At 71.0% G+C, this 21,300-nt stretch carries 22 protein-coding genes and 1 tRNA gene; 10 read left to right on the top strand and 13 right to left on the bottom strand.

Going from position 1 to position 21,300, the window contains the following annotated elements; genetic code table 11:
• Positions 1–710, bottom strand: a 710-nt coding sequence (locus IFT36_RS09600; RefSeq protein ID WP_200412987.1) for a histidine phosphatase family protein, incomplete at its 3' end; no start/stop codon positions are given.
• A 142-nt stretch (positions 711–852) separates the two neighbouring features.
• A complete protein-coding gene (locus IFT36_RS09595) occupies positions 853–1,710 on the bottom strand; it encodes an NAD(P)H-binding protein (protein ID WP_056045556.1) in 858 nt (285 codons plus the stop codon).
• Positions 1,711–1,801: 91 nt separating this feature from the next.
• Between IFT36_RS09595 and IFT36_RS09590 the strand changes: the two genes are divergently transcribed.
• Complete coding sequence (locus IFT36_RS09590; protein WP_200412986.1) at positions 1,802–2,131, top strand: winged helix-turn-helix transcriptional regulator; 330 nt, start codon at positions 1,802–1,804, stop codon at positions 2,129–2,131.
• A gap of 55 nt (positions 2,132–2,186) precedes the next feature.
• On the opposite strand, the gene IFT36_RS09585 is transcribed toward IFT36_RS09590, so the two are convergent.
• Positions 2,187–2,600, bottom strand: a complete 414-nt coding sequence (locus IFT36_RS09585; protein ID WP_200412985.1) for a hypothetical protein — start codon at positions 2,598–2,600, stop codon at positions 2,187–2,189.
• 129 nt (positions 2,601–2,729) lie between these two features.
• On the opposite strand from IFT36_RS09585, the gene IFT36_RS09580 reads away from it, so the two are divergent.
• Entirely contained in the window at positions 2,730–4,130 is a 1,401-nt protein-coding gene (locus IFT36_RS09580; RefSeq protein ID WP_200412984.1) for a dihydrolipoyl dehydrogenase family protein, read from the top strand.
• Between the two features lie 53 nt (positions 4,131–4,183).
• On the top strand, positions 4,184–4,795 hold the full coding sequence (locus IFT36_RS09575) for a histidine phosphatase family protein (protein WP_159826463.1): 612 nt from the start codon (positions 4,184–4,186) through the stop codon (positions 4,793–4,795).
• A 33-nt stretch (positions 4,796–4,828) separates the two neighbouring features.
• Here IFT36_RS09575 and IFT36_RS09570 read toward each other — a convergent pair whose 3' ends face one another.
• Entirely contained in the window at positions 4,829–5,497 is a 669-nt protein-coding gene (locus IFT36_RS09570) for a response regulator transcription factor (protein ID WP_043592622.1), read from the bottom strand.
• A gap of 119 nt (positions 5,498–5,616) precedes the next feature.
• Here IFT36_RS09570 and IFT36_RS09565 point away from each other — a divergent pair, with 119 nt between their 5' ends.
• Complete coding sequence (locus IFT36_RS09565) at positions 5,617–5,898, top strand: GlsB/YeaQ/YmgE family stress response membrane protein (RefSeq protein ID WP_123570784.1); 282 nt, start codon at positions 5,617–5,619, stop codon at positions 5,896–5,898.
• A 97-nt stretch (positions 5,899–5,995) separates the two neighbouring features.
• Here IFT36_RS09565 and IFT36_RS09560 read toward each other — a convergent pair whose 3' ends face one another.
• The 4 genes from IFT36_RS09560 to IFT36_RS09550 all read right to left on the bottom strand — a co-directional run bounded on the left by IFT36_RS09560 (position 5,996) and on the right by IFT36_RS09550 (position 7,653).
• Positions 5,996–6,673, bottom strand: coding sequence for a DUF6766 family protein (locus IFT36_RS09560; RefSeq protein WP_200412983.1), 678 nt, complete (start codon positions 6,671–6,673; stop codon positions 5,996–5,998).
• A 5-nt stretch (positions 6,674–6,678) separates the two neighbouring features.
• Complete coding sequence (locus IFT36_RS16745; RefSeq protein ID WP_255350786.1) at positions 6,679–6,804, bottom strand: hypothetical protein; 126 nt, start codon at positions 6,802–6,804, stop codon at positions 6,679–6,681.
• Between the two features lie 217 nt (positions 6,805–7,021).
• Positions 7,022–7,094: transfer RNA gene (locus IFT36_RS09555), tRNA-Val, on the bottom strand.
• Between the two features lie 85 nt (positions 7,095–7,179).
• Positions 7,180–7,653 (bottom strand): peroxiredoxin, encoded by a 474-nt coding sequence (locus IFT36_RS09550; RefSeq protein ID WP_056045573.1) that lies wholly within the window; start codon positions 7,651–7,653, stop codon positions 7,180–7,182.
• A 264-nt stretch (positions 7,654–7,917) separates the two neighbouring features.
• Here IFT36_RS09550 and aceE point away from each other — a divergent pair, with 264 nt between their 5' ends.
• From aceE to IFT36_RS09520, 6 genes are all read left to right on the top strand, one after another.
• On the top strand, positions 7,918–10,662 hold the full coding sequence (gene aceE, locus IFT36_RS09545; protein ID WP_200412982.1) for a pyruvate dehydrogenase (acetyl-transferring), homodimeric type: 2,745 nt from the start codon (positions 7,918–7,920) through the stop codon (positions 10,660–10,662).
• 22 nt (positions 10,663–10,684) lie between these two features.
• Positions 10,685–11,896, top strand: coding sequence for a PucR family transcriptional regulator (locus IFT36_RS09540; protein WP_123570785.1), 1,212 nt, complete (start codon positions 10,685–10,687; stop codon positions 11,894–11,896).
• Between the two features lie 106 nt (positions 11,897–12,002).
• On the top strand, positions 12,003–12,923 hold the full coding sequence (locus IFT36_RS09535; RefSeq protein WP_200412981.1) for an ACP S-malonyltransferase: 921 nt from the start codon (positions 12,003–12,005) through the stop codon (positions 12,921–12,923).
• Entirely contained in the window at positions 12,920–13,930 is a 1,011-nt protein-coding gene (locus IFT36_RS09530) for a beta-ketoacyl-ACP synthase III (RefSeq protein ID WP_192123510.1), read from the top strand. The genes IFT36_RS09535 and IFT36_RS09530 overlap by 4 nt, the downstream gene beginning before the upstream one ends.
• An 81-nt stretch (positions 13,931–14,011) precedes the next feature.
• Positions 14,012–14,260 carry an acyl carrier protein gene (locus tag IFT36_RS09525; protein ID WP_043592609.1) on the top strand — a complete coding sequence of 83 codons (249 nt, stop codon included), beginning with the start codon at positions 14,012–14,014 and terminating at the stop codon, positions 14,258–14,260.
• 156 nt (positions 14,261–14,416) lie between these two features.
• A complete protein-coding gene (locus tag IFT36_RS09520; RefSeq protein WP_055972470.1) occupies positions 14,417–15,655 on the top strand; it encodes a beta-ketoacyl-[acyl-carrier-protein] synthase family protein in 1,239 nt (412 codons plus the stop codon).
• Between the two features lie 96 nt (positions 15,656–15,751).
• On the opposite strand, the gene IFT36_RS09515 is transcribed toward IFT36_RS09520, so the two are convergent.
• The 5 genes from IFT36_RS09515 to IFT36_RS09495 all read right to left on the bottom strand — a co-directional run bounded on the left by IFT36_RS09515 (position 15,752) and on the right by IFT36_RS09495 (position 20,919).
• Complete coding sequence (locus tag IFT36_RS09515; protein WP_056045587.1) at positions 15,752–16,255, bottom strand: DUF3145 domain-containing protein; 504 nt, start codon at positions 16,253–16,255, stop codon at positions 15,752–15,754.
• Between the two features lie 196 nt (positions 16,256–16,451).
• Complete coding sequence (locus IFT36_RS09510; protein ID WP_374058390.1) at positions 16,452–18,113, bottom strand: bifunctional 3'-5' exonuclease/DNA polymerase; 1,662 nt, start codon at positions 18,111–18,113, stop codon at positions 16,452–16,454.
• A gap of 42 nt (positions 18,114–18,155) precedes the next feature.
• Positions 18,156–19,016, bottom strand: a complete 861-nt coding sequence (locus IFT36_RS09505; RefSeq protein WP_200412980.1) for a DUF1684 domain-containing protein — start codon at positions 19,014–19,016, stop codon at positions 18,156–18,158.
• Between the two features lie 105 nt (positions 19,017–19,121).
• The gene (locus IFT36_RS09500; protein WP_200412979.1) at positions 19,122–19,763 is read right to left on the bottom strand and encodes an FMN reductase; all 642 of its coding nucleotides are present in this window, start codon (positions 19,761–19,763) and stop codon (positions 19,122–19,124) included.
• A gap of 19 nt (positions 19,764–19,782) precedes the next feature.
• The gene (locus IFT36_RS09495; RefSeq protein WP_056045601.1) at positions 19,783–20,919 is read right to left on the bottom strand and encodes an LLM class flavin-dependent oxidoreductase; all 1,137 of its coding nucleotides are present in this window, start codon (positions 20,917–20,919) and stop codon (positions 19,783–19,785) included.
• Between the last annotated feature and the right edge of the window lie 381 nt (positions 20,920–21,300).

Genomic DNA, 21,300 nt, shown 5'->3' with positions numbered 1-21,300 from the left:
GGCTCGTCGCCGACGGCGTCGCCGCCGGCCGGACCCGCGCCTCCCCCGACGGCGGCGTCGGCGGCGGGAGCCGCCTGCCGCAGCCACGAGAGGTCGCCCGAGTCCGTGTTCGTCGCGACGACGTCGGGGCGGTTCGGCCCGTAGCGCACGATCGACACCGAGGCCGGACCCACGGTGATGCGCTGGAACAGGTCGAGGTGCATGCCGTAGGCGTCGGCGAGGATGGACTTGATGATGTCACCGTGGCTGACGGCGACCCACACGGCGCCCGGACCGTGTTCGGCCTCGAACGCGGCGTCGTGCCGGCGGACCGCGGCGACCGCCCGGGACTGCATGGTCTGCAGCGACTCGCCGCCCGGGAAGACCGCGGCGGACGGCTGGTTCTGCACGACGGACCAGAGGGCCTCGCCCGCCAGGTCCTTGAGCGGCCGACCCTGCCAGTCGCCGTAGTCGCATTCGGTGATGCCCCGCTCGACGGGCGTCGCCGGCGTCCCGGTCTGACGGTCGAGGATCGCCCGGGACGTCTGACGGCAGCGTTCGAGAGGACTCGACACGACGCCGACGAGCGGCACGACGGCGAGCCGGTCGGCGGTCCGCCGCGCCTGCTCGCGTCCGACGTCGTCGAGCCGGACGCCGGCCGTCCGTCCGGCGAGCACACCGCTCGCGTTGGCGGTGGTGCGTCCGTGTCGGACGAGGACGAGGGTGGCCATGCGTCGAGCCTAGACACCGGGACCCGCCGTCGACGCCGGACGCCGGCCGCTCGGCGCCGGGGAGGGGCCGACGAGGAGGCGCGGTGCCCGGACGACCGGAACCGCGCCTCCTGCGGGCTGCCGCCCCGGCGTCTCGGCGGGACTACGCGGTGGCGGCGGTGAGGGCCTCGACGAGCGGGGTCGTCGGACGGCCGATCAGGCGGGCGAGGTCGCCGCTCGTGTCGGCGAGCAGCCCGTCGCGGATGTTCCCGTCGAGCGCGACGACGAAGCCGACCGTGCCCTCGTCCAGGCCGAAGCCGCGCAGGCGCTCGGCGTGCTGCTCGGGCGTGAGCGACTCGTAGCGGACGGGTCGGCCCGTGACGGTCGTGAGCGCCTCGGCGAACTCGTCGAAGTCCCAGGCGTGGTCGCCGGACAGCTCGAAGGTGCGACCGGCGGTCGACTCGTCGAGGGCCGCGACCGCGGCGGCCTCGGCGTAGTCCCGACGGCTGGCGCTGGCGAGACGGCCCGCCCCCACGCTCGCGGCGACCACGCCGGAGTCGCGGGCGGTGGCGATCTCGCCGACGTAGTTCTCGGTGTACCAGCCGTTCCGCAGCAGCGTGACGGGCACGCCGGAGGCGGCGAGGTGCTCCTCGGTCGCCTTGTGCTCGGGCGCGAGGATCAGGGGCGAGGTCGAGGCCGCGAGGACGCTCGTGTAGACGATGCGGGCGGCACCGGCGGCCTTCGCGGCGTCGATCACGGCGGCGTGCTGCGGGACGCGCTGGCCCACGGCGTCGCTCGAGATCAGGACGACGACGTCGCCCGCGTCGATGACGGCCGCGATCGTGTCGGGTCGGGTGTAGTCGAGCTCGGCGGTGCGGACGCCGCGCTCGGCGAGGTCGGCCAGCTTCGAGACGTCGCGCGACGTGGCGATGACACTGTCGGGGGCTGCGCCGCGGGCGAGGAGGGACTCGACGACGAGGCGGCCGAGCTGACCGGAGGCGGCGGTGACGATCGTGGACATGGTGTTCCTTTCGGTTGCGTGCCTGGGACAACGACGACGATCCACCGGGACTTCCCATCTGCAGGTACGCACCTTTTCGTAAGCTACTGACGTGGACGTCGGAATCGTGAACCCTGCCCGCCCTGCACCCTCGGGTCGTTTCCCGGCGGAGTGCCCGAGCCGCGTGGTGCTGACCCACGTGACGAGTCGGTGGGGAGTGCTGATCCTGCTGGCGCTCGAACGCGGGCCGATGCGGTGGGGCGAGTTGCGACGCGAGATCGAGGGCGTCAGCGAGAAGATGCTCGCCTCGACCCTGAAGACCCTCGAGGCCGACGGCATCGTCCATCGCGCCGCCCAGCCGACGATCCCGCCGCGGGTCGACTACTCGCTGACCGAGCGCGGCACCGACCTGGCCGCCCGCCTCGTGCCGCTCATGGACTGAATCCTCGACAACGCCGACGAGATCGTCGCGGGCCGGTGAGCGATCGATCGACCGATCAGGACGACGCCCCCGCTGCCAGGTACGTGGACGCGAGGTAGGCCGTCGCACCCACGATGAAGACGACGAAGATCGGCATCGCGACCAGCAGGAACGTCCTCTCGCGGGGCGGGACGTAGGCACTCGACTTCCGCAGGGTCGACGCGAGCATCCCGACCCCGAGGCCGGGGAAGAGCAACAGCGCGAAGGTCGGCAAGGAGTGTTCGACGCCGTGTCGCCGGTACGGGGTGGTCGTCCACACCGGGACCTGGGTCCAGACGAACACGACCAGGCCGAGCGAGAGGACGATGCCGACGACGAGGGCCACGCGCATCCACCGGACGAGCACCCGACCCCGAGCGACGTCGTCGTCCGTGAGCGGCACCGTGCGGGGCGTGCCGTCGGGCCGGGTCGTCTTCAGGTCGATGGTCACGTAATGATGCTAGCGAGTCGGGACGGACCGGTCTGCTCGTCCGCCTCGACTCGCCTGCACGGGCGTCCGCCCATCCGCAGCTGGTTGAGTTCGACCTGACGACCGACTCGACGAAGGGGCAGGCAGCACATGGGCATCTCGGAGAAGGACTACGACGTCGCCGTCATCGGCGCCGGTCCGGCGGGCACCGCGGCGGCCCTGCGCGCAGCCGAACTCGGGGCCCGCGTCGTCGTCCTCGAGGCGGGGCGCGAGGGAGGCACCTGCGTGAACACCGGATGCGTGCCCACCAGGGTGCTGGCCAAGACGGCCCGGCTGATCCGCGAGACCCGGCACGCGGACGTCTACGGCGTCGGCGTCGCTCCCCCGACGATCGACTGGGCGACGACCGTCGCGCGCGTCCGGGAGCGCGTCGACGCGGTGCGGTCGATCAAGCGGGAGGCCGAGCGGTTCGAGGCCGCGGGCGTCGAGCTGGTCCACGAGGGCAGGGCCCGGTTCGTCGACGACTCGACCCTCGTCCTCGACAGCGGGCGGACGATCTCGGCGGCGTCGATCCTGATCTGCGTCGGCGGTCACTCGCGCCGACTGCCGATCCCGGGCAACGAGTTGGCGACGGTCCCCGAGCACGTCCTCGACCTGCCGTCCCTCCCCCACCGGGTGGCCGTGATCGGCGCGGGCAACACGGGCGCACAACTCGTGACGGTGTTCGACGCGTTCGGCAGCGACGTGACGCTCCTCGACGTCGCCCCGCGGGTGCTGACGACGTCGGACGCGTCGATCTCGGAGGCGGTCTCCGTCGCGTTCACCGAGCAGGGCATCGACGTGCGCACCGGGATCGACGGCGTCGAGAGCCTCGCCCGAGCCGACGACGGCTCGATCACCCTGACCTGGCGGCAGGACGACGCGCACGCCCGGGCCGACTTCGACGTGGTCGTCATGGCCACGGGGTGGCCGGCGGACGTCGAGGACCTCGGCCTGGAGAACGCCGGGATCGAGGTGGAGCGCTCGTCCGTCCCCGTCGACCGGTACTTCCGGACCGTCGTCCCGCACGTCTTCGCCGTGGGCGACGCCAACGGCCGCGACATGCTCGTCCAGGCCGCCCAGTTCGAGGGGGAGGCCGCCGCCGAGAACGCCGTCCTCGGCGCCAACCGCCGCACGCCGCACCACCTCCTGCCCGCCGGTGGGTTCACCGACCCGGACTACGCCGGCGTCGGCCTCAGCGAGGACGAGGCCCGCGAAGCGGACGAGTCGTGCGTGGTCGTCACGATCCCGTACTCGACCGTGGACCGGGCCGTGATCGACGACCGCGAGACGGGGTTCCTCAAGCTGATCGCCGACCGCCGTCGTGAGCTCGTGCTCGGTGCCCATGCCGTCGGTGAGAACGCCGTCGAGGTGGTCCAGGCGGTCACCACCGCCATGGCCGGCGGTGTCGACGTCGCCACCCTGGCGGAGGTGCGCTTCGCCTACCCCACCTACAGCGCGGTGATCGGGATGGCGGCCCGGGCCGTGCTGGCGGATCGCACCGCGCGCTAGGAGTCGGCGGGCGCCGTGACACGATGGACGCTCCGCCCCGACCGAAAGCCACGATGCGCCTCCTCCTGATCCGCCACGGCGAGACCGCCGACAACGTCGCCCGCACCATCGGCTCGCGCCCCCCGGGCCCGCCGCTGTCCCCGCTCGGCCGCGAACAGGCCGCCGACCTCGGGACGGCTCTGGCGGGCGAAGCGATCGTCGCCGTGCACTCCTCGCGCCTGCGCCGGGCCGGTGAGACCGCCGCGATCGTCGCCGAGGGTCTCGGCCTCCCCCACCACGAGGTCGATGGTGCCCACGAGATCGACGCCGGCGACCTGGAGGGTCTGCCCTACGCCGAGGCCCTGCCCCGGTACGCCGGCACCATGCAGCAGTGGTGGACCGACCCGGAGGCGCGCATCCCCGGTGGCGAGAGCGGCACCGAGTTCACGGCCCGGTTCCGCGGAGCGGTCGATCGGGTCGTGGCGTCGACACCGGGCGACTCGACCGCGGTGCTCGTCTCGCACGAAGCCGCCATCTGCGTCTGGGCGGCCGACACCGCCCGCAACCTCGACGCCGCGTTCAGTCGCACCCACGGACTCCGCAACACGGGGTCGGTCGTCCTCGAGGGCTCGACCGAGGCCGGCTGGGTCGCCCTCTCGTGGGACGGCGAACCCCTGGCGCACTGACGCGCGCGTCCGTCGACGGCGCAGCAGCGCCTCCTAGGGGCCGCCGAGCCAGTGGTCGATCCGATGGTGGTCCGGCCGGAAGCCGTTCTGGACGCCCCACAGCACCGCCTGCGTCCGACTGGTCGCGCCGATCCGCCGGTAGACCGACCGGATGTACGACTTGACCGTGTTCGGACTCAGGTAGGTCAGTGCCGCGACCTCGGCGTTGCTCTTCCCCTGGGTGATGAGGGCCAGGATCTCGGACTCGCGGTCGGTGATGCCCTCGCGGCGGCCGGGCCAGTCGAGGCCCGGTGCACTCGGCGCCCGCCCCCGCACCTCGCTGACGACGCGCTCGCCCCGGTGGACCGCCTCGAGCGCCTCGACCAGCTCGCGGGCACCGAGGGTCTTCGACAGGTACCCGTGCACGCCCTGCGCCAGAGCCGACTCGACGAGCTCGGGGTGGAAGTTCCAGGTGTAGACGACGACCTTGCCGGCCGCCGGGTTGGCGACCAGCTCGGCGAGCTCGTGATGGTCGGACTCCGGCTGGGCGAACGAGTCGTAGAGAACGACGTCGACCCGGTCGGACAGGGACGTCGTGGCGTCGATCTCGGCGACGACGACCCGGTCGCGGTAGCGGTCGAACATGTGGGCGAGACCGGCGAGCACGACGTCGTAGTCGTCGACGAGTGCGACGGTGATCGACCGGGTCGGAGCGAGGGGCATGAGGACACCATCCCACCCCGAGGGGTGTGCCGCCACACCTCCAGGGGTGGTCTGCTGGGTCCTGCGACACCACGGCACCGACGGTGCCGGTCGCCCATCTCTCCCGGAAGGAGAACACCATGATCGGTCTCATCATCAGCTTGCTCGTCGTCGGCCTCATCGCAGGGTTCATCGCCCGCGCGGTCGTCCCGGGTCGCCAGAGCCTCTCGATCGCCATGACGATCCTGCTGGGCATCATCGGTTCGTTCGTCGGAGGGTTCCTCGGCTTCCTGCTGTTCCAGCACGACCCCACGGACGGGTTCTTCCAGCCCGCCGGCATCATCGGCTCGATCATCGGCGCGATCGTCGTGCTGGTCGTCTGGGTCGCCGTCTCGGGTCGCCGCGGCGCCGCTCGCCGCTGACCCCGGTCCCGGTCGGGGCGGCCGCGGACGGCCGCCCCGAGGGCATCGTCCTGCCGGCGGCATCCACTGCCCGCAGGACGGAACGACGACCTCGTGCTCAGGCGGACTCCTCCGCGCTCGTGGTGTGCGGTGCCCCGACGGGCTTGGACTCACTCGAGCCACGCTGGCGGAGGAAGATCGAGAACACGATCATCGCTCCGACCGCCAGGAACTCCGACTGCCAGTTCTGCAGGGTCCTGTTCCAGAAATCCAGGGACGTGACGTACTGGAGCCAGGTCTCGGGTGGTGCGCCGTGTTCCGCGTTCTCCTCGTTCGCGACCACGGTCCCGCCGAGGGACTGTGCGAGCCAGGACGACACGAAGAGGGCGCCCATCACCAACAGGAGCGAGTTCGAGTACACGATGGATGCCCATCCGCCCCGGCGCGCCCACGCGGGCGACCCCGGCCGCGCGTGGTCTCCGACCGATTGTGCCTCGTCGCTGCCGACGCCCTCGTCCCCCGGTCGCTTCGACTCGGGCGACCCGCGTTGCACCAGCCAGATCGTCGCGGCGATGAACAAGAAGAACTGCAAGAGCTCGGACTGCCAGTTCTCGGCCACGTCCACCAGGAAACTCGACGACGACACGAAGTCCCAGTAGGCGAGGGGCGGAAGACCGTGCACCGCGAGTTCCTCGTTGGTGGCGGCGAGCCCGGCGAACGACTGGCCCACGAGGGCGGCGACGAAGATCACGAGGAAGGCCGTGCTGAGCCCCTGGTCTCGGATGGCTCGACGCATCCTCGTCACCGAGCCGTCAACGGGACGGCGATCATCACGACGAGTCCTGCGACGATCACGCTCATCCACAGCCAGAAGACGGCGCGCATACCCCGCGTCGATCCGGCGTCGTCGTCCTGCTGATCGCTCACCTGGTCACCCTCCTCGACGGGAATCGCCACGAGGCAGTCCTACGTCACCGACTGCGCGGCGACAAGGGGCTTGCTTTCTCCTCCGGGTGCTGCCGTCGGACCGTCGCCAGCCACGCGCCGATGTCGACGCCCGCAGGCGCGACCCGACACGGCGTCCGTGTCCCGCCGTGCCGTGCGACCGAGGAGAACCGCGGTCGTCTGACCACCGTTCGTGAGGTGGGCCCTACCGGGCTCGAACCGATGACATCCACGGTGTAAACGTGGCGCTCTACCAACTGAGCTAAAGGCCCTCGCACCGGGACGAGCCGGGCGAGCGACTACAGGTTAGCGGGTGGACGAACGGACCCGCGCCTCCTCCGGTCGTGATCGCGGTCGTCAGGCCGAGACGGGGACGAGGAGGTCGAGCGCGGCGCGGTAGTCGGCGAGCGAGCGCTCCTGGCCGGGCTCCGTGCCGAAGTGTTCGCGGATCACCCCGTCGACGTCGATCAGGAAGGTGGTGCGGGTCGCGAAACCCTTGTTCTCGAGGAAGACGCCGTACTCCTTCGAGACCTCGCCGTGCGGCCAGAAGTCCGCCAGCAGGGTGAAGTCGTAGCCCTTCTCCTCGGCGAAGGCGCGCAGCGTGGCCTTGGAGTCGACGGAGACGACGAGCAACTCGACGCGGTGGTCCTGGAACATCGCGAGGTTGTCGCGGAGGGTGCAGAGCTCTTTCGTGCAGGTGCTGCTGAACGCCAGGGGGAAGAACACCAGCGCGACGGGCTTGACGCCCCGGAAGTCGCTCAACCGGACTCGCTCGCCGAACTGGTTCGGCAGGTCGAAGTCGGGAGCCTGGATGGCGTTCTCCAAAGCCATGGGTGCGTTCCTTTCGCGTCGACCCGGGCGGTCGGCGACTGACACGATCGCCGATCCTACGCCTCACTCGTCGGTTTCCACACGGTGGCGTGGCCGGACGTTCCCAGCGCGTGCCGAGCCTGTCCCGGTCCGGGCAACTAGAGTGGGCTGGTCAGGCGGAGTGCGTCTCGGAACCCGGGCACGACGGGCCTGACATCTGTTTGTCCACTCCACGCGGTGGCCCTCCAAGAGACGGCTGCTCCACACAGATGATTGAGGTCAAGGGTGACGGTTAACGATCAGGACCCGTACACGGTCGACAAGGCCGATCGCGATCCCGAAGAGACCGCCGAGTGGCGTGAGTCGCTCGACGCTCTCGTGAAGGCGCAGGGTCACGAACGTGCCCGCGAGATCATGAAGAGCCTGCTCACCCGGTCGAGCGAGCTGCACCTGGGCGTGCCGATGGTGCCGAAGACGGACTACGTCAACACCATCGCCCCCGAGGACGAGCCCGAGTTCCCCGGCGACGAAGACATCGAGCGCCGCTACCGCAAGTGGGTCCGCTGGAACGCCGCCATCACGGTGCACCGCGCCCAGCGCCCCGGCGTCTCGGTGGGTGGCCACATCTCGACGTACGCCTCGTCCGCCGCCCTGTACGAGGTCGGCAACAACCACTTCTTCCGCGGTCAGGACCACTCCGGTGGCGGCGACCAGGTGTTCTTCCAGGGCCACGCCTCCCCCGGCATGTACGCCCGCGCCTACCTCGAGGGCCGGCTCGGCACGGACCAGCTCGACGGCTTCCGCCAAGAGAAGTCGCACGCCTCGGGCGGACTCAGCTCGTATCCGCACCCGCGCCTCATGCCCGACTTCTGGCAGTTCCCGACCGTGTCGATGGGCCTCGGTCCGATCAACGCGATCTACCAGGCGCAGGTCGCCAAGTACCTCACCAACCGTGGCATCAAGGACGCCAGCGACCAGCAGGTCTGGGCGTTCCTCGGCGACGGCGAGATGGACGAGGTCGAGAGCCGCGGTCAGCTGCAGGTGGCGGCCAACGAGGGCCTCGACAACCTGAACTTCGTCATCAACTGCAACCTGCAGCGCCTCGACGGCCCGGTCCGCGGCAACGGGAAGATCATCCAAGAACTCGAGTCGTTCTTCCGCGGCGCCGGCTGGAACGTCATCAAGGTCGTCTGGGGTCGCGAGTGGGACACCCTGCTCGCGAACGACTCGAGCGGCGCACTGCTCAACCTCATGAACACCACGCCCGACGGCGACTTCCAGACCTACAAGGCCGAGAGCGGCGGCTACGTCCGCGACAACTTCTTCGGTCGCGACCCGCGCGCCCTCGAACTCGTCGCGGACTACTCGGACGACGACATCTGGAACCTCAAGCGCGGTGGCCACGACTACCGCAAGGTCTACGCCGCCTTCAAGGCCGCGACCGAGCACAAGGGACAGCCCACGGTCATCCTCGCCAAGACGGTCAAGGGCTACGGCCTGGGGCCGTCCTTCGAGGGGCGCAACGCCACCCACCAGATGAAGAAGCTCACGCTCGACAACCTCAAGCAGTTCCGCGACGAGCTCCGCATCCCGATCATCGACGCCCAGCTCGACGAGAACCCGTACCTGCCGCCGTACTACCACCCCGGTCAGGACGACGACGCGATCCAGTACATGCAGGAGCGTCGTCGTGCGCTGGGCGGCTACGTGCCCGAGCGCCGGACCAAGTACACCCAGATCGCGGTCCCCGAGGCGAAGACCTACGACGTCGTCAAGAAGGGGTCGGGCAAGCAGGAGGTCGCCACGACGATGGCCTTCGCGCGCCTCCTGAAGGACCTGCTGCGCTCGCCCGACTTCGGCCACCGCATCGTGCCGATCATCCCCGACGAGGCCCGCACCTTCGGCATGGACGCGTACTTCCCGACGTCCAAGATCTACAACCCGAACGGTCAGCACTACACGTCGGTCGACCGCGAACTGCTGCTCGCCTACAAAGAGAGCCCGCAGGGACAGATCATCCACGTCGGCATCAACGAGGCCGGCGCGTTCGCGGCCTTCACCGCCGTCGGCACCTCGTACTCGACGCAGGGCGAACCGCTCATCCCGGTCTACGTCTTCTACTCGATGTTCGGGTTCCAGCGCACCGGTGACGCCATGTGGGCCGCCGGCGACCAGATGGCGCGCGGCTTCATCATCGGTGCCACCGCGGGTCGCACGACGCTGACCGGCGAGGGCCTCCAGCACGCCGACGGCCACTCCCCGCTGCTGGCGTCGACGAACCCCGCGGTCGTCTCGTACGACCCGGCGTTCGGCTACGAGCTCGGGCACATCGTCAAGTCGGGCATGGACCGCATGTACGGCACGGACGAGCACGGCAACGCGTCGCACTCCGACCCGAACGTCATGTACTACATCACCGTCTACAACGAGCCGATGGCCCAGCCCGTCGAACCCGAGGGCCTCGACGTGGACGGCGTGGTGCGCGGCATCTACAAGCTCAAGGACGCCGAGAACCTGGGTCCCCGCGCCCAGCTCCTGGCGTCCGGCGTCGGTGTGCCGTGGGCTCTCGAGGCGCAGCAGCTGCTCGCCGACGACTGGAACGTCGCGGCCGACGTCTGGAGCGTCACCAGCTGGAACGAACTGCGCCGCGACGGCCTGGCCGCCGAGGAGCACAACTTCCTGCACCCGAACGACGAGCCGAAGACGCCCTACGTCACCGAGAAGCTGAAGGACTCCGAGGGCCCCGTCATCGCCACGAGCGACTTCATGGCCGCCGTGCCCGACCAGATCCGCGAGTACGTGCCCGGCGACTACCTGACCCTCGGGGCCGACGGCTTCGGTTTCAGCGACACCCGGGCCGCCGCCCGCCGGTTCTTCAAGATCGACGGACCGTCGGTCGTCGTCCGCACCCTGCAGGCCCTGGCCCGTCGCGGCGAGGTCGACCCCGCTGTGGTCCAGCAGGCGATCGATCGTTACCAGCTGCACGACGTCACGGCCGGCACCAGCGGCACCGCCGGCGGGGAGGCCTGACGACCCCGTGAGCGCCGAGCGGGTGCCCGGATCGCCCCTGCAGCCGTCCGCGGCCACGAAAGAGCGCACGCTCGCGTGGCTGCGGACGGTCTCGGGTGAGCTGTCCACCGCGACCATCAAGCGCCTCGAAGAGACGCTGCCCTGGTACGGGGACATGCCTCCCGGGCGTCGCTCGGCGGTGGGGCTCGTCGCCCAGGCCGGCATCACCTCGTTCATCAGCTGGTTCGCCGACCCGCGATCCACCCCGTGGATCGCAGCCGACGTCTTCGGTTCGGCCCCCCGCGAACTTCTCCGCTCGGTCAGCCTCACGCAGACCCTGCAGCTCATCCGCATCACCGTCGAGGTCGTGGAAGAACGCGTCAAGGACGGCGACGACTCGTTGCGCGAAGCGATCCTCCTCTACTCGCGAGAGATCGCGTTCGCCTCGGCGGACGTCTACGCCCGGGCCGCCGAAGCCCGTGGCCTCTGGGACGCCCGACTCGAGGCCCTGGTCGTCGACTCGATCCTGAGCGGCGAGTACGACGACGAGTTGCCCAGCCGCATCGCCGCGCTCGGATGGCACGGGCACGGTGAGGTCGCCGTCCTCGTCGGCACGGCTCCGCGGATGCTCGACGTCGACATGCTGCGGCGCACGGCCCGGCACCGGGAGGCCGACGTGCTCATCGGCGTGCAGGGCAGCCGACTGGTGCTCGTCATCGGGCGGGCCGATCCGCTCGACGAGGGCAGCGCCTCCTCGACCCATCCCAGCTTCACCGAGATCGCGCGTGCCCTCGAACCCGGCTTCGGCGACGGGCACCTCGTGCTCGGCCACGAGGTGCCGAGCCTCGTCGACGCCTCGAAGAGCGCCAAGGCCGCCCTCGCCGGTTTCGCGGTCGCACGGGCCTGGCGCAACGCGCCCCGCCCCGTCCTCGCCGACGACCTCCTGCCCGAGCGCGCCCTCGCGGGGGACCCGGTCGCACGGTCGACCCTCGTCAACCGCATCTACAAGCCCCTGAAGACGCACTCGACCGAGTTGCTGACGACCTTGTGGTGCTACCTCGACAACGGGCGCTCGCTCGAGGCCACGGCACGCGAACTCTTCGTGCACCCGAACACCGTGCGCTATCGCCTGAAGCGCGTCACGGACGTGATCGGCTGGGATGCGACCGGCGCCCGTGAGGCGCTGATCCTCCAGTCGGCGCTCGTGCTCGGATCGATCGCCGACCCCGAGGGCTCAGGGGTCCGACGCAAGTGACCGTCGGGCTGACCGCGAGGACGGCTGTGCGCTTCGACAACGTTCTCGCTCATCTTTGGTCGAGTTGCTACACCGCAGACCCTCGACTCATTGGCATGATGGTCCAGTGATCGTTGTCGTAGCGCCCGGTCAGGGCTCCCAAACTCCCGGTTTCCTCGACCCCTGGCTGGCCGACCCCGACCAGCGTGAGCTGCTGACGTCGCTCTCCGACGCGGCAGGCCTCGATCTCGTCGCCCACGGCACCACGTCCGACGCCGACACGATCCGCGACACCGCCGTGGCCCAGCCCCTCATCGTCGCGGCCGGCATCCTGACCGCCCGTGCCCTCTTCGGCCGTGTCGAGCGCTCCGCCGTCGCCGGCGTCGCGGGCCACTCGGTCGGCGAGTTCACCGCCGCGGCCGTCAGCGGCGTGCTGAGCGACGTCGACGCCGTCACGCTCGTCGCCGAGCGGGGCCGGGCCATGGCCGACGCCGCCGCACTCGTCGAGACCGGCATGAGCGCCGTGCTCGGCGGTGACGAAGCCGAACTGCTCGCCCGTCTTGACGCGCTCGGGCTCTTCCCCGCCAACTACAACGGTGGCGGCCAGATCGTCGTCGCCGGCGAGACCGCCGCCCTCGCCGAGCTGGCGGCCGACCCGCCGGCCAAGAGCCGCGTCGTGCCCCTCCAGGTCGCCGGCGCCTTCCACACGCGGTACATGCAGCCCGCCGTCGAGCGCCTCCGCGCCGCCGCCGCCTCGGTCACGGCCGCCGACCCCTCGACGACGCTCTGGACCAACCACGACGGCAGCACCGTCGACTCGGGCGCGCGCTTCGTCGAGCTGCTCGTCGGCCAGGTGTCGTCTCCCGTCCGTTGGGATGCGACCATGCGGTCGTTCGCCGACGCCGGTGTGACGGGCATCGTCGAACTCGCCCCGGCCGGAGCCTTGACCGGCCTGGCCAAGCGTGCGCTGAGGGGTGTCCCCTCGGTCGCCGTCAAGACACCCGACGACCTGCAGGCCGCCGTCGACCTCATCGAGGGAGCAGCATGACCACCCCCCAGCTCAACCAGACCACCGGTGCGCAGTTCACCCGGATCTACGCACTCGGCGCCGCCCGCGGTGAGAACGTGGTCCCGAACGCCGACATCATCGAACCGATCAACTCCAGCGACGAGTGGATCCAGCAGCGCACCGGTGTGATCACCCGCCGACGGGCAGGCAAGGACGTCAAGGTCGTCGACCTCGCCGAGACCGCCGCCAACGAGGCCATCGCCAAGTCGGGCATCCGCCCCGACCAGATCGGCGCCGTCCTCGTGTCGACCATCGGTGCCGGCGTCGTGACCCCGTCCGTCGCCTCGCTGCTCGCCGAGCGCGTCGGTGCCAACCCGGCCGCCGCCTACGACATCTCGGCCGCCTGCGCCGGCTTCACGTACGGCATCGCGCAGGCCGACTCGTTCGTCAAGTCGGGCCTCGCCGAGTACGTCCTCGTCGTGGGTGCCGAGAAGCTCAGCGACGTCATCGACCCGACCGACCGCACGATCTCGTTCCTGCTCGCCGACGGAGCGGGTGCGGCCGTCGTCGGCCCGTCCGACACCGCGGGCATCGGCCCGACGGTCTGGGGCTCGGACGGCTCGAAGTGGGACGCCATCGGCATGACCAACACCATGACCGAGTACCGCGAGGGCGCCGGTGAGATCCCCTGGCCGACCCTCCGCCAAGAAGGTCAGACGGTCTTCCGCTGGGCCGTCTGGGAGATGGCCAAGGTCGCGAAGGAGGCCCTCGAACGCGCCGGCGTGACCGCCGAGCAGCTGTCGGCCTTCGTGCCCCACCAGGCCAACATGCGCATCATCGACGAGTTCGCGAAGCAGCTCGGCCTGCCCGAGTCCGTCGTGATCGGTCGCGACATCGCGACCACCGGCAACACCTCGGCCGCCAGCATCCCGCTCGCGACCCACCGACTGCTCGACGAACACCCCGAACTCAGTGGCGGTCTCGCGCTGCAGATCGGTTTCGGTGCCGGACTCGTGTTCGGTGCCCAGGTGGTCGTGCTGCCCTAGCGCGCCGCTGCCCGCCCGACCGCGGGGCGCTGTATAGGCTTTACCCCGGTCACAACGACACCCCCTCAAGGAGACAACACCATGGCACTGTCCACCGAAGAAGTCCTCGCCGGCCTCGCCGAGCTCGTCAACGACGAGACCGGGATCGCCACCGACACCGTCGAGATGGACAAGTCGTTCACCGACGACCTCGACATCGACTCGATCTCCATGATGACCATCGTCGTCAACGCCGAAGAGAAGTTCGACGTCAAGATCCCCGACGAAGAGGTCAAGAACCTCAAGACCGTCGGCGACGCCGTCACGTACATCCACAAGGCGCAGAACTAAGACGTCGGCTGCCCGGTCGCCGTCACGGCGACCGGGCCCCGCCGCTGTGCCCTCGACGCCGTCGACCCCACGCCACCAGCCTCGGCTGCAGCCCGGGTCACGGCGTCGTCGTACATCGGCACAGCCCACCGACCGGCCCTCCCAGAAGGAACGTCAATGACCAAGAAGATCGTCGTCACCGGCCTCGGCGCCACGAGCCCGCTCGGTGGCACCGCCACCGAGAGCTGGCAGAACCTGCTCGCCGGCCAGTCGGGCATCACCACGCTCGAACAGGACTGGGTCGCCAAGTACGAGCTGCCCGTCACCTTCGCCGGCCAGGCACGCACCCCCTCGGCCGACGTGCTCGACCGCCGCGAGATCAAGCGCCTCGACCCGTCGAGCCAGTTCGCGCTCACCGCGGCCCGCGAGGCCTGGGCCGACGCCGGCTCGCCCGAGGTCGTCCCCGAACGCTTCATCGTCGACTGGGCCACCGGGATCGGCGGTGTCTGGACGCTGCTCGACGGGTGGGACACCCTGCGCGAGAAGGGCCCGCGACGCGTCCTGCCGATGACCGTCCCCATGCTCATGCCGAACGGTCCCGCCGCCGCCATCTCGATGAGCCTGGGTGCGCGCGCCGGAGCCCGCACGGTCGTGTCGGCCTGCGCCTCCAGCACCGAGTCGATCGCCATGGCCTACGAGCACCTGCAGTCCGGCCTCGCCGACATCGCCGTCGCCGGCGGTTCCGAGGCGGCCATCCACCCGATGCCCTTGGCCTCCTTCGCGGCCATGCAGGCCCTCTCGAAGCGCAACGACGACCCCGCCACCGCCTCGCGTCCCTACGACGTCACGCGCGACGGCTTCGTCCTCGCCGAAGGAGGCGCCGCGCTCGTCCTCGAGACCGAGGAGCACGCCCTGGCCCGCGGGGCCCGCATCTACGCCGAGCTCATCGGTGGTGCGGTCACCAGCGACTCGTACCACATCACCGCTCCCGACCCCGAGGGCACCGGCGCCGCCCGGGCCGTCATCGCGACGCTCGAGAACGCGGGGGTCGACCGCGACCAGGTCGTCCACGTCAACGCCCACGCGACGAGCACCCCGGTCGGCGACATCGCCGAGTACCACGCCATCAAGCGCGTCTTCGGCGACCACACCTCGAAGCTGATCGTCTCGGCGACCAAGGCGGCCACGGGCCACCTGCTCGGCGGCGCGGGCGGCATCGAGGCGCTGTTCACGGTCAAGGCGCTGCACGAGCGCGTGGCACCGCAGACGATCAACGTCACGCAGATGGACGACGAGATCGACATGGACGTCGTCGTCGGAGAACCGCGCCCCCTGCCCGAGGGCGAGATCGTGGCCATCAGCAACTCGTTCGGCTTCGGCGGCCACAACGCCGTCGTCGGGTTCCGCTCGGTCTGAACGAGGCGACCGACGCAGGAGGCGCGGGTGGCATGATCACGCCACCCGCGCCTCCTGCGTCGTCACCCGGTGCGCCCATCCCCGGGCCGCGGCGGGTCAGCTGACCTTGTGCAGCCAGACGACGGGGTTGCCTTCGCCGCTGTAGCGGAACGGTTCGAGTTCGTCGTCCCAGGCCTGGCCGAGGGCGAGACGCAGCTCGCGGTGCAGCTCGAGGGTGTTCGACCCCGCGATCTCCATCGCGTAGCGGATGCGGTCCTCGGGGATGACCGTGTTGCCGGCGGTGTCGGTCTGGGCGAAGAACACGCCCAGGTCGGGAGAGTGCATCCAGCGACCCCCGTCGTGGGTCTCGCCGGGGTCTTCGGTCACCTCGTAGCGGAGGTGCTCCCAGCCCCGCAGAGCAGAGGCGATGCGCGCGCCGGAGCCCTCGTCCCCCTGCCACGAGAACTCGGTGCGCTGGGCGCCGGGCAGCACGGGCTGGTCGACCCAGGCGAAGTTCACGCCGTGCCCGAGGGCACGACCGACGGCCCACTCGACGTGTGGGCACAGTGCACGAGGGGACGAGTGCACGTAGAGCACTCCCCGAGCGGTTGCAGCAGCCACGATTCCTCCATCTGGTTCAGGTGCGACTTCCCCATCGACCTGTCAGACGTGACTCGTGTGCGTTCTTCGATTGTGCGGGCCGGGACCCGGTGATGCGCGGGACGGTGCCCGTTCTGTGAATTATGACCGACCCGCCTGAGAAATCACAACTGTGTAACACCTGCGAATGGTGCGGCGTCTCGCACGGCCGGCCGGCTCACTTGGCCTGCGAGTAGTCGTCCACGACCGCGACCGTGACCGGGAAGGCCACCGGGGCGTCGCCGAAGAGCAGCCGGCCGGCCTCGACCGCGCTGTCGACGACCATCGCGGCGACCTCGTCGGCGGCGGCCGCGGGGGCGTGCACCACCACCTCGTCGTGCAGGAAGAACACGAAGTGGGGTGCCGGGACGCCGGTCCCCCAGCGCGCGTGCAGACGACGGCGCAAGGCGCCCATCCAGCAGAGGGCCCACTCCGCGGCGGTGCCCTGCACGACGAAGTTGCGCGTGAACCGACCCCACGAGCGTGCGTCGCGATCGGCCGGCCGCACGCCCATCTCGGGAGGCAGCGCGCCCGCCCCGGCGCCCCCGGAGGCGTCCGGGTCGTCGGACGGCCGCGGCGAACTGCGGCCGAGCAGGGTGTCGACGACTCCCCCGGCCTCGCCCGTGCGCGCCGCCGTCTCGACGAGCGCCATGGCGTCGGGGAACCGCCGCGCCAGGCGGGGCACGAGACGGCCGCTCTCGCCCTGGGTCGCGCCGTACATCGCGCCGAGCATCGCGACCTTGGCCTCGGCCCGCGTGGCGACGGCTCCGCTGGCGACGATGCCCTCATAGAGGTCGCCCGACCCGGCCCGGGCCATCGAGCGGTCGCCGGACAGGCCGGTCAGGATGCGCGGCTCGAGTTGCGAGGCGTCGGCGACCACGAGCTTCCAGCCCGGGTCGGCCACGACGGCCCCGCGGACCGCCCGGGGAAGCTGCAGCGCGCCTCCTCCGCTCGTGGCCCACCGGCCGGTCACGACGCCGCCCGGCACGTAGTCGGGGCGGAAGCGCCCACCGTGCACCCAGGCGTCCAGCCAGGCCCAGCCGTTGGCGACGAGCAGCCGCTGCATCTTCTTGTAGCGGAGCAACGGCTCGATCACGGGGTGCTCGTGCCGTTGCAGTTCCCACTGCCGCGTCGACTGCACGAGCACGCCCGCACGGTTCAGGGCCCTGATCAGCTCGGCGGGCGAATCGGGGTTGAGGTCGGGCGCGTCGAGCGCCTGCCGCACCTCGTCGAGGGCGTCGCGCATGCGGGCCGGTCGCTCCCCCGGGGCGGGCCTCGGCCCGAGGGCGCCGGTCAGCAGTTCGTCGTGCACCCGGGGCGACCACGGGATGCCCCGGTGGCGCATCTCGGCCGCGATCAACGCGCCGGTGGACTCGGCGGCGACGAGCAGCGCGAGTCGCCCCCGGGCGGGCGACGCCTCGACCGCCTCGCGCTGGGAGAGGAACTCGGCCGCCGGGTCGGGCAGCGACTCGGGGAGGACCTCGAAGAGGCCGTCGGACTCGCCCGGCACCGCCTGGGCGACGTCCCACGGCCCGGGAGCCGCGCCTCCGAGGGGGAAGGTCGGCGCCGCCGTCGACCGTCGCAGGATCGCGTGCACGAGCCGGAGGTCGACGCAGCGCGCCAGCGTGACCCCCGCGTCGAGGAGGCGCGGGTACCACCGCGGGGTGTCGTCCCAGACCCAGCGGGGCGAGGCCTCGCGCTCGAGGCCGGCCACGCGCGCCGGCAGGTCGGCCGCGGGGATGGTCTCCACGCCGACCGCCTCGAGCCGCCCCGACGCGTCGCGCTCGTACCGCGTCAGCTCGACGTCGCTGTCGGGCAGTCGACGCAGCAGGAAGAACACCGCCTGATCATCCCACCCGGCGCCGACACCGACGGGCCGTTCTCAGTGCAGCGGCTGCCCGGCGGCGTCGAGGACGTTCTTCTCGCCCGCCTCGATCGGCGACGCGAACCGGTTCTGGGCCGGCGGGATCGGGCAGTTGAAGGCGTACGAGAAGGCGCAGGGCGGCAGGACGGCCCGGTTGAAGTCGAGCGTGATGGTGCCGTCGCCGTTCGGCACCGGGAAGAGGAACCGCCCCACCGAGTACGTGCTGTCGCCGTTGGTCGCGTCGCCGAAGACGAGCTGCAACCGGTCGCCGTCACCCGACGGGAACGCCGCGAGCTCGTGGTCGACCCCGTCGCGGGTGAAGCGGATGAGCCCGGGCAACGGCTTGGGCCGACTGAGTTCGAGGTCCGCCTGGTGACGGATGTCGACCTGGGTGTCGGGCGCGGTCGGCACGAAGTCGGCCGTGACGACCCAGTCCGGGTCGAACGGGAAGGCGTCGATCGACCCGAAGCCCGTCACGGCGTCCGACGCGGAGTCCCAGACGCGCAGGGCGTACCCGGTGTGGTCGTCGTTCGCGATCACCGTGCCGGTCGTCGTCTCCGAGAACCGGAGGCTGCTCGGGACCAGCGCGTCGTCACCCGCCACGACGACGGTGCCGTCGACCAGGTCGCCGTCCACGTGGATGCCGTCCGCGGCGGCGGCCGTCAGCGCCAGTCCCGACACGCCCTGCGGGGTCGGCGCCCAGCGGCCCGGCACGCCCCAGACGGTCTGCTCGTGGTCGACCCACTGCGTGCCGGTCAGGGCGAGCGGACCCTGCGGCGACACCGCGCGGGTGCGGCGCAGGACGTGGAAGCGGTCGAGCTCGGCCTGCGCGGCCGCGTGCTCGGACGGGCGGGTGGTGTCGGCGGTGCTGTCGGTCATCGGTCCTCCTGGGGTCTGACGAGGGGCAACGCCGGGGAGGCGCGGTTCATGCCCCGACGGACGGGACGTGGTCGGGACCGGCACCGCGCCTCCTCGTCCGACGTCTCAGTCCTGCAGGTCGTCGCCGCCCACGGCGAGGCGCCGGAGCTGCTCGTCGAACGGGACGACCGCGGCGAACGGGTCGTCGAGCGCGCCCTCGTGCCGCGCCACGAGCTCGGCGAACTCCCCCGCGGCGCGCGTGACCCGCTCGGGCAGCGTCGTGGAGGTGCCGTCGCCCTCGCCCCAGTCCTCGGACGCCGCGAACACGGAGGTGGGCACGACGACGGCCTGGAGGTAGGCGAACAGGGGTCGCACCGCGTACTCGAGGGCCAACGAGTGGCGGGCCGTTCCGCCGGTCGCCCCGATCAGCACGGGCGTGCCGGTCAGCGCCTTGTGGTCCATCACGTCGACGAACGACTTGAACAGGCCGCTGTACGAGGACGAGAAGACGGGCGTGACCGCGATCACGCCGTCGGCACTCGTCACCTTCTCGAGCGCCTCGGCGAGGGCGGGAGGCGCGAAACCGGTCAGCATCGCGTCCGTCACCTCGTGCGCGAGGTCGCGCAGCTCGACGACCTCGACCTCGACGAACGAGCCGCGGCCGACGAGGTCACGCGTGGTGGCCTCGACCAGCCGGTCGGCCAACAGACGGGTGGAGGACGGTTGGCCCAGCCCCGCGGACAGGGCGACGATCTTCTTGGTGCTCATGGCGCGCCTCCTGCGTGTCTCAGCGGGCGGACGACGCGGTGAGCGCGTCGTGCGCGGTGGGTGTGGCCGTGGACCGCGACGCCCGGGTCGCGGCCTCGACGAGCGAGGCATGCGTGGGGGCGTCGGGCACGTCGGCCGGACGGTTCGCGGCGAACTCGCGACGGAGGACCGGCACGACCTCGCTGCCGAGGATGTCGAGCTGCTCGAGGACCGTCTTCAGGGGCAGGCCGGCGTGGTCCATGAGGAAGAGCTGGCGCTGGTAGTCGCCGACGTAGTCGCGGAAGCCGAGGGTGCGGTCGATGACCTCCTGGGGGCTGCCGACGGTGAGCGGGGTCTGGCTCGTGAAGTCCTCCATCGAGGGACCGTGGCCGTAGACCGGGGCGTTGTCGAAGTAGGGACGGAAGGTGCGCTTGGCGTCCTGCGAGTTCTTCGCCAGGAAGACCTGACCGCCGAGACCGACGATCGCCTGGTCGGCACGCCCGTGCCCGTGGTGCTCGAAGCGGCTGCGGTAGAGCTCGACCATCTGCTTCGTGTGCGAGGCGGGCCAGAAGATGTGGTTGGCGAAGAAGCCGTCGCCGTAGTAGGCGGCCTGCTCGGCGATCTCGGGGCTGCGGATCGACCCGTGCCAGACGAAGGGCGCGACGCCGTCGAGGGGACGCGGGGTCGCCGTGAAGCCCTGCAGCGGCGTGCGGAAGTGGCCCTTCCAGTCGACGACGTCCTCGCGCCAGAGGCGGTGCAACAGGGCGTAGTTCTCGATCGCCAGGTTGATGCCCTGGCGGATGTCCTTACCGAACCAGGGGTAGACCGGGCCCGTGTTGCCGCGACCGAGCGTGAGGTCGACCCGGCCACCGGCGAGGTGCTGGAGCATCGCGAAGTCCTCGGCGATCTTGACCGGGTCGTTCGTCGTGATGAGCGTCGTGGCCGTGCTGAGCACGATGCGCTCGGTCTGCGCGGCGATGTAGGCGAGGAGGGTCGTCGGGCTCGAGTTCACGAAGGGCGGGTTGTGGTGCTCGCCTGCGGCGTAGACGTCGAGGCCGACCTCCTCGGCCTTCTTCGCGATGGTGACCATCGCCTGGAGGCGCTCGCCCTCGGTCGGGGTGGCACCGGTGGTGGGGTCGGTCGTGATGTCGCCGACGCTGAAGATTCCGAACTGCATTGCTCCACCTTAGAACATCTGCATGCGTTTGCATGCACTTCGGTGAACCGCGGGGTGGGGCGTGGCATTCCCGGGCGTGCGACGGCCGTCGGGAACGTGCAGCGGACGACCTGGCCTCGACCTCGACCCCCGTGCGCGACGTGGGACGTGTCGGCAACTCCGGACTCGTGCTCCACCCCGAACGCCCGGGCCCGGAAACACGGGGCCCGCGCCGACCGACGCAGCAGGGGGCAGGAGTTGCCGACCACGCGGCGGGGTGGCCGAAGTCACCTTGGCAGGAAGTCATACGGGAAGCGCGGCACACGCCGTAGCGGGCGGTGCGGGGGGGTGGGGGGCGCCGGGGCGGGGCGAGGCGGTGCGGCGGCGGGTCAGGCGAGGGGG

It is taken from the genome of Frigoribacterium sp. CFBP 13605 (genome assembly GCF_014839405.1).
In the GTDB taxonomy this organism is placed as follows: Bacteria; Actinomycetota; Actinomycetes; order Actinomycetales; family Microbacteriaceae; genus Frigoribacterium.
Note: the sequence above shows the minus strand (reverse complement) of the source record. Positions and strands in the feature narration are given on the sequence as shown.

What these genes read in the sequence shown, in the direction of transcription:
- IFT36_RS09595 (WP_056045556.1), bottom strand. Translation starts at nt 1,710, where the DNA reads ATGTCCACGATCGTCACCGCCGCCTCCGGTCAGCTCGGCCGCCTCGTC.
- IFT36_RS09580 (WP_200412984.1), top strand. Translation starts at nt 2,730, where the DNA reads ATGGGCATCTCGGAGAAGGACTACGACGTCGCCGTCATCGGCGCCGGT.
- IFT36_RS09575 (WP_159826463.1), top strand. Translation starts at nt 4,184, where the DNA reads ATGCGCCTCCTCCTGATCCGCCACGGCGAGACCGCCGACAACGTCGCC.
- IFT36_RS09570 (WP_043592622.1), bottom strand. Translation starts at nt 5,497, where the DNA reads ATGCCCCTCGCTCCGACCCGGTCGATCACCGTCGCACTCGTCGACGAC.
- IFT36_RS09565 (WP_123570784.1), top strand. Translation starts at nt 5,617, where the DNA reads ATGATCGGTCTCATCATCAGCTTGCTCGTCGTCGGCCTCATCGCAGGG.
- IFT36_RS09560 (WP_200412983.1), bottom strand. Translation starts at nt 6,673, where the DNA reads ATGCGTCGAGCCATCCGAGACCAGGGGCTCAGCACGGCCTTCCTCGTG.
- IFT36_RS09550 (WP_056045573.1), bottom strand. Translation starts at nt 7,653, where the DNA reads ATGGCTTTGGAGAACGCCATCCAGGCTCCCGACTTCGACCTGCCGAAC.
- IFT36_RS09530 (WP_192123510.1), top strand. Translation starts at nt 12,920, where the DNA reads ATGACCACCCCCCAGCTCAACCAGACCACCGGTGCGCAGTTCACCCGG.
- IFT36_RS09525 (WP_043592609.1), top strand. Translation starts at nt 14,012, where the DNA reads ATGGCACTGTCCACCGAAGAAGTCCTCGCCGGCCTCGCCGAGCTCGTC.
- IFT36_RS09520 (WP_055972470.1), top strand. Translation starts at nt 14,417, where the DNA reads ATGACCAAGAAGATCGTCGTCACCGGCCTCGGCGCCACGAGCCCGCTC.
- IFT36_RS09505 (WP_200412980.1), bottom strand. Translation starts at nt 19,016, where the DNA reads ATGACCGACAGCACCGCCGACACCACCCGCCCGTCCGAGCACGCGGCC.
- IFT36_RS09500 (WP_200412979.1), bottom strand. Translation starts at nt 19,763, where the DNA reads ATGAGCACCAAGAAGATCGTCGCCCTGTCCGCGGGGCTGGGCCAACCG.
- IFT36_RS09495 (WP_056045601.1), bottom strand. Translation starts at nt 20,919, where the DNA reads ATGCAGTTCGGAATCTTCAGCGTCGGCGACATCACGACCGACCCCACC.